2 protein-coding genes are annotated in these 2,148 nt (G+C 27.4%); one reads left to right on the top strand and one right to left on the bottom strand.

Annotated features, from left to right (window positions below):
- Positions 1–405 precede the first annotated feature (405 nt).
- Positions 406–606 carry a cold shock domain-containing protein gene (locus KPL51_RS22940; RefSeq protein WP_244998178.1) on the top strand — a complete coding sequence of 67 codons (201 nt, stop codon included), beginning with the start codon at positions 406–408 and terminating at the stop codon, positions 604–606.
- A gap of 242 nt (positions 607–848) precedes the next feature.
- Here KPL51_RS22940 and KPL51_RS22945 read toward each other — a convergent pair whose 3' ends face one another.
- Positions 849–1,325, bottom strand: a complete 477-nt coding sequence (locus tag KPL51_RS22945) for a GreA/GreB family elongation factor (protein ID WP_216166740.1) — start codon at positions 1,323–1,325, stop codon at positions 849–851.
- Between the last annotated feature and the right edge of the window lie 823 nt (positions 1,326–2,148).

Genomic DNA, 2,148 nt, shown 5'->3' on the forward strand with positions numbered 1-2,148 from the left:
AGGTTGTTATGTTAAGGGTTACGAGGACGTAGATGTGGGAAAATTTATTGGCAACAATAGAAGCTCGTGACTTCAGTCATGGGAGGTTCACATGCCATGATATACAGTGACTAAAATACAAATAAATTAATTTTATTTTAGAAGGGTGAAACGCCTTATATAGGGGCGATTCACTGTTAATAATAGAAGTCTTAAGACAAGCTTTGTTAAAAATCTATTAGTAAAACTTGCTTTTTATAATAAATTGTGATATTATTAAGCCATGACTTAAATGAATAGTAAATAAAGCAACACAGATATATTTCAATTAAATAGTACTTTAATTTAGTATTTTAAAATCGAAATTTTATAGGTGTGGTATTACAAAGTGTTTAAGAAAAATAAAATTTCGGAGGTACATATATTATGAATGGTACAGTTAAATGGTTTAATTCAGAAAAAGGATTTGGTTTTATTACAGGAGAGGACGGAATAGACGTTTTCGCTCATTTTTCACAAATTAATTCAGATGGTTACAAATCACTTGAAGAAGGTCAAAAGGTTTCTTACAGCATCGTTGAAGGACCAAAAGGACCACAAGCTGAAAATATTACTATTGTAAAATAATAAATATTTCACCATTAAATAGCTATGCTATTTAATGGCTTTTTTTATTTATACCAGATATATAGTTTAAATAATATAACATTCAACTTTACGATAATTGTAGTTGATGACAAAAGTTGTATTATTAATTAAATAATACATAACAAAGTACACCACTTAAATTAAACACTAGTTTAATTTAAGTGGTGTACTTTGTTATATTTATGTGGAAAATTATTGAAATTATAATAATAATCAGTTTTTCATGGATGTACGCAATGAATATTAACTAACTCTATTTTATAATTTCCATCAGGGGATTCTACCTCTACTATGCTTCCTATTGTCCTACCAAATAATACACTACCTATAGGTGACTCAATACTAAATTTGTTATTAAATATATCAACTTTAAGTGTTGTTACAAGTTCTATTTCTTCTATGTCTTCACTACCTTCAAATTTTACAAGTAATTTATCACCAATATTCGCACCTTGAGTATTAACAATAACATCATCAATAACTTCAGCAGATCTAATCATTTTCATCAAGTAACCCATTCTTCTATAGTTGTCATACATATTTGATTTGGCAGCTTTATATTCTGCATTTTCACTTCTATCGCCATGAGCTGCAGCTATCATTTTTTCATGTGCAATTTCCATTGTTAATGGGCCTTTACGATAATCAAATTCCTTTTGAAGTTCTTCAATATCTTTTTTGGTAAGTTTATTATTCATTTTATCACCTCTTTTTTTACTGTCATTAATTCATTTACTGGATATGTGATTTAAAGTTAACTATCATGTATATAATTAAAATTTAATGTCCCTATTATTTTACAATCGTCTTGATGAATATCTAGCAATTCTTCTTCGATATTGTATTGACTAAATCCTTTTCTAAATTGTACATGCTATTTGTCGACCTTTGATTTAAATATTCCTATTCCTATTCTACCTATTAATTCTTTTGAAGTAAACCTACAAGTTTTAACTAGAATTATATTGTTTCTATTTCTCCACATTTGTTTAGTGCTTTTAAAAATTCCTACATTATATGGTAGTAAAGAATTTTTAAGTCTACAAAATTATAAATTTATAATAAGGGGGTTTGCGCTTGTCATTTTGAAGATGTAATATAATTGTAGCATATCTAAAACTAAGCTAAATACACAAGTGTTTAATAGAAATAATTAGCCATGTGTATCGGGATGCGTAATATCTAATTATTCATACTTATATGTAGTATTATGAAGAAAATCTAGTTAGGTGACATCTGGAATGAAATTGTACACTTATTTATATGATAGAATACTCCTTGTCGTCACGAAGCAGTGGCACATTAAGTTAAAAGTTAATTGCTAATTTAATAAGTTTTTTAAAAAAATAAATTAAAGAAGTTGTTGACAAAACAAGCAATACCTAGTAATATAGTAGAAGTCGTCGGTTGACGATTGATACATGATAAACAGTTGGTCTTTGAAAATTAAACAGAGAAATAGGTAAAATAGCGAAATAATATTTCGTTAGACCAGTTAATTACTTTAGATAAAGAAGTAAT

This window comes from Clostridium bowmanii, from assembly GCF_018861315.1.
GTDB classification, from domain to species: Bacteria; Bacillota; Clostridia; order Clostridiales; family Clostridiaceae; genus Clostridium_AD; species Clostridium_AD bowmanii.

Bases quoted from the DNA above. Each gene is read 5' to 3' on its own strand.
- KPL51_RS22940 (WP_244998178.1), top strand. From the start codon at position 406: ATGAATGGTACAGTTAAATGGTTTAATTCAGAAAAAGGATTTGGTTTT.
- KPL51_RS22945 (WP_216166740.1), bottom strand. From the start codon at position 1,325: ATGAATAATAAACTTACCAAAAAAGATATTGAAGAACTTCAAAAGGAA.